The sequence below is a fragment of the Acidimicrobiales bacterium genome, assembly GCA_036491125.1.
Classification (GTDB): domain Bacteria; phylum Actinomycetota; class Acidimicrobiia; order Acidimicrobiales; family AC-9; genus AC-9.
This window is the reverse complement of the sequence record DASXCO010000046.1, coordinates 1-4572: the sequence shown is the minus strand read 5'-3', so window position 1 is coordinate 4572 and position 4572 is coordinate 1. Positions and strand designations below refer to the sequence as shown.

Below are 4572 nucleotides of genomic sequence, written 5' to 3'. Positions count from 1 at the left end.
TGCGGGAGCTGCCCGCGGCGCACCTCGAGGTATCAGTCGTGCGCGTGTTCGTGCCCGGCCTGGAGGGCTACCAGTTCTCCTGGATCGCGTCCGGCGAGCGGGCCGCCACCTTCGATCCGTCCGTTTGGACGAGCTGAACCCCGCGTCTCCCACAGGCAGCCTTGGCAGTAGCTCAGATCTCAGCGGGATTCCCGAGGGATTCCCAAATCCGGTCCGAATGACCTTGTTGAGTGCGCCCCCGGGAGGATTCGAACCTCCGACGCACGGTTTAGGAAACCGACGCTCTATCCTCTGAGCTACGGGGGCCTGGGGCTTGGAAGACCAGGTCACACTCTAATTCCCCGCCCCGAGCACGACCCGAGACCGGCATCCGACGCGCTCAGCCAATCATCTGGTCGATCGCCGCAACATGCCCCTGCTTGGCCGACTCGTCGAGGAACGAGGCGACGAACGAGTTGCGGGCCAACCTGGCGATGGAGACCTTCTCCAGGTCGAAGGTGTCGGCCACGGCGCTGAGATTGTCGGCCACGTAGCCCCCGAAGTAGGCCGGGTCGTCCGAGTTGACGGTGACCAGGAGCCCGCGCCCCAACAGCTCCAGGATGTTGTGCTCCCGCAGGGACGGAAACACCCGGAGCTTGACGTTCGACAGCGGGCAGACGGTCAACGGCACCTGCTCGGCGATCAGTCGCTCTACCAGCCGCTCGTCCTCCAGGCATCGGACTCCGTGGTCGATGCGGCGCACGCCGAGCAGGTCGAGCGACTCCCAGATGTACTCCGGCGGACCCTCCTCCCCCGCGTGGGCGACCGCATACAGCCCCATCTCCCGGGCCCGCCGGAAGGCCGCCGCGAACTTCGACGGAGGGTTGCCCAGCTCCGACGAGTCGAGGCCCACGGCGGTGATCCACGAGACGAACGGCCCAGCCTCCTCCAACGTCGACAGGGCCGCCTCGCCGCTCAGGTGGCGCAGAAAGCACAGGATCAGCCGAGACGAGATCCCGAGATCAGCGAGCCCGTCCTCCAGGGCACGGTGGATGCCCGTGACGACTGTCTCGAAAGCGACGCCGCGCTCGGTATGGGTCTGCGGGTCGAAGAAGATCTCGGCGTGGCGAACACCCTGGCCGGCTGCACGTGACAAGTAGGCAGCCGTCAGGTCGTAGAAGTCCTGCTCGGTGACCAAGACCGCGCAGCCGGCGTAGTAGATGTCGAGGAACGACTGCAGGCCGTCGAAGACGTACGCCCGGCGGACCGCCTCCACGTCCGGGAACGGCACCGACACCCGGTTGCGCGCCGCCAGCTCGAACATGTGCTCGGGCTCCAGGGTGCCCTCGATGTGAAGGTGCAGCTCGGCCTTGGGGACGTCCCGGACGAAGCTGTCCACGCTCATCGAACACTGTCCCTTCGATACGGTCCGCCGCGGCGCGGCACGTGGCGCCGCCGCTTCTATACTCCGCCGCGGCATTTGTCCACAACTCCGAGGAGAGCGACGTTCCGCCCCCGAGCCACCTCGTCGTCGTGACCGCTGCCATCCTGGACAACGGCCGTCTCCTCGCCGTGTACCGGCAGGAGACCGACCGCTGGGACGCTCCGGGCGGCTACCTCGACCGCGACGAAGCCATCGACGAGGCCGTCCGCCGCACAGTCTGGGAGGAGACGGGACTGCTGGTGCGCCCCGTGATCCTCACCGGGGTGTACAAGGACATCGGCCGTCGCGAGGTGGCGGTCGTGTTCCGCTGCACCATGGTTGGCAGCGACGTCGACCGCCACGTCGACGCGGCCAAGGCCCGCTGGCTCAGCCCCGAGGAGGTCCGCTCTCTCATGGACGACGCCAGCGCCGAACGCCTGGTCGACTCACTGCGCCTGGGCCCGCCCAGGATCCAGTCGCACGTCCGCACCGAGCGAAGCGAGCCCTGACCAGGGGATTGTCGCTCGCAGCAATGGGGTACACCACCTACTACAGCCTGGGGACCACGACAGCTCGGCGTGACTGAGCCGGCCTTAGCGCTGTTCACCCAGACATGGCGGAACGAGGTGATCAACCATGGCCATGCAGGAACCCAGCCCCGTCGTCACCGCCGACGGCCAGACCGTCCGTGAGGGGCACCCCATCGTGCGGCGCAAGGTTCGCTTCGACTGGTCGAGAACCGCGCCCGACTGGGTCCCGGACGACCCGTTCACCAGCCACGTGATCAACGTGCTGCACCTGCTCCTCCCCGCCGGTGAGCGGTGGTTCATCGACGTCGTGAACAAGGCGCAACCCCTCGTGCGCGACAACGAGCTCCAGGAGCGGATCAAGCCCTTCGTCCAGCAGGAGTCCTGGCACGCCTGGGCCCACACCGTCGTCCTGGAGCACCTCGCCGACAGGGGCATCGACACCGAGCCGTACACCAGGCTGCTCGAGAACCAGTGGTTCGGCCGGGTGCTCGCCGATCATCCCGGCTGGCCGCGACCGCTCCAGCGATGGTGGCTCAACCGCCGGCTGGGCGTGGTCGCCGCCATCGAGCACTACACCTGCGTCCTCGGCCGCTGGGTCATCGAGAACAACGGTCTCGAGCGCGCCGGCGCCGACCCGGTCATGCTCGACCTCCTTCGTTGGCACGGAGCGGAGGAGGTCGAGCACCGATCGCTGGTGTTCGACGTCCACGACGAGGTCTCCGGCAGCCACCTCCAGCGGGCAACCACCATGGCCGAGGTGGTCTTCTTCCTGTCGCTCTTCTGGGTCCTCGGCGTACGATTCCTCATGCGCCACGACCCGTCGCTGCAGGGCGTCAAGCCCCGGTGGCGGGACTGGCTACGCGCCGCCCGCGAGGATCGCCTCCCCTCCCCGGCCCGCCTGCTCGGCGCCGCGCCGCGATACGTGCGTCCCGGACACCACCCCAACCAGGAAGCCTCGACGCAGATGGCGCTCGACTACCTGGCCCGCTCCCCCGCGGCGCGGGCGGCGACGAAGGGCTGACGCCACGTGGTCGCCCTCGGCGTCCTCCTCGCCGCCGTCGCGCTGGCGCTGATCGCGCAGTTCGCGCTGTCGTCATGGGGCGAGTCCAGCCAGCTCAACCACGACCTGCAGCACGGGATCATCTTCGTGGCCGGGATCGGAGTGGGAGCATCGCTCGTCGCCCTGTACCGCCTGGGCCGGCACTCGGCGAACGACTGATCCACACGGCGACCGCAGCGGCCGTCACGCCGCCCCCGGCCACGGCGATCCACCACCACCAGCGGGCCGAGTCGGCCGCGGGCAGGCGGTAGGTCAGCAGCCCGCGATCGGTGGCGGCGATCAGCTGCGACCCGACGGGCAGCACCCGCCAGGCGACCCCATCCACCGCCAGCTGCGGCCAGCTCTGGGCCCACGTCCGCCCGCCGTCCACGCTGGCTTCAACCCCGTCCTCCATGGTCCCGGCGTACGCCCGTCCACCGGGCCCCGAGCTGACGCTCACCACGTGCACCCCGGCCGGACCGGCGCCGTGGTTGTGGATCGTCATCCCGCCCTGCGTCGGTCGCCAGACCCCGCCGTCGTAGGTGCGCACGCCGTCCCCCATCGAGCTCGCCACCAGTCGTCCGCCCCGCTCGGTGTCGAGCATCACAACCCCGTACTGGCTCGAGCTTCGCTCCCAGCGCCCGCCGGTCCAGCGGTAGACGGCCCGGCCGTCGCTGCCGAACAGGCTCTGCCCCTGCCACGCCAGCGACCAGGCGGTGCCGGGATCGGTGAGGCCGGCGCTGTGGTTCTCCCACCGGCGTCCGCCGTCGGTGCTGCGCCACATCCCCTGATCGGAGCTGGCCCAGATGGTGTCCGTCTTGTCGGAGCTGACCGCTACCGCGTGGACGTCCGTGCCCTGGAACGGCAGCCGCTCGTACGGCCCCTCCACGCGCGCCGCACCCCACAGCCCGTCGACGGCACCAGCCAGGACGGCGAAGGGCCCGCGGGCGGGCAGTTCGAGTCCGAGTACGGGATCGTCGTCGCCGAACGGGCCCACCCGCCGCCACCGGGTGTCGCCCAGTCGCTGGACGAAGAGTCCGGCACCACCCGCGACCAGCTCCCGTCGGTCGGGGGTAAGGGCGAGGCGGTCGAGGAACACGTGTGGTCCGGTCGGCGCCCACGACGCCCCTCCCCCCGTCTGGGTGGGGAGCGACGCGGCCCGACCGACAACGGCCACCGCGCCAATCGGGACCACCAGGAGCGCCAGCCCGAGCCACCGGGGTGGGCGCAGGCGGCGCAGCCGACGGTAGGCGCGGGCCCGGTGATGAACGACGTGCCAGGTGGTCGGGACGACCAACCACACCGACGCGATGAGGTGGGCGTCGGCCAGATCGCCCCGGACCGGCGCGGACCACGGCACGAGCGCCAAGGAACCCGTGAGGATGACGGCGGCGTAGCCCACGCCGAGCGACCAGGACAGCCAGCGCTGCCAGAGCACGAGCCCCGAGACCCCGGGCACCGTCGTCCGAAGACCGACCCGACCGACCTTGGCCACGAGGAGCACGACCATCGCCGAGCCCACGTAGAGATGGATCGCGTCGGTCGTCGCCAGCCGGAGCGGTGATCGCACGCCGGTGCCGACCAGCAGATAGGGCACGGCG

Annotated in this window: 4 protein-coding genes and 1 tRNA gene; 2 read left to right on the top strand and 3 right to left on the bottom strand. The window is 70.1% G+C overall.

What is annotated here, in order from left to right:
• Nucleotides 1–233: 233 nt before the first annotated feature.
• Nucleotides 234–306: transfer RNA gene (locus tag VGF64_03675), tRNA-Arg, on the bottom strand.
• A gap of 73 nt (nucleotides 307–379) precedes the next feature.
• Nucleotides 380–1384 (bottom strand): adenosine deaminase, encoded by a 1005-nt coding sequence (locus tag VGF64_03670; GenBank protein HEY1633832.1) that lies wholly within the window; start codon nucleotides 1382–1384, stop codon nucleotides 380–382.
• 41 nt (nucleotides 1385–1425) lie between these two features.
• On the opposite strand from VGF64_03670, the gene VGF64_03665 reads away from it, so the two are divergent.
• A complete protein-coding gene (locus VGF64_03665) occupies nucleotides 1426–1911 on the top strand; it encodes an NUDIX hydrolase (protein HEY1633831.1) in 486 nt (161 codons plus the stop codon).
• A 127-nt stretch (nucleotides 1912–2038) separates the two neighbouring features.
• Nucleotides 2039–2953 (top strand): metal-dependent hydrolase, encoded by a 915-nt coding sequence (locus tag VGF64_03660; protein ID HEY1633830.1) that lies wholly within the window; start codon nucleotides 2039–2041, stop codon nucleotides 2951–2953.
• A gap of 118 nt (nucleotides 2954–3071) precedes the next feature.
• Here VGF64_03660 and VGF64_03655 read toward each other — a convergent pair.
• Nucleotides 3072–4572: hypothetical protein (locus VGF64_03655; GenBank protein ID HEY1633829.1), on the bottom strand; the 1501-nt coding region annotated here is incomplete at its 5' end.

Coding starts and splice junctions, on each gene's coding strand:
- VGF64_03670 (HEY1633832.1), bottom strand. CDS start 1,384: ATGAGCGTGGACAGCTTCGTCCGGGACGTCCCCAAGGCCGAGCTGCAC.
- VGF64_03660 (HEY1633830.1), top strand. CDS start 2,039: ATGGCCATGCAGGAACCCAGCCCCGTCGTCACCGCCGACGGCCAGACC.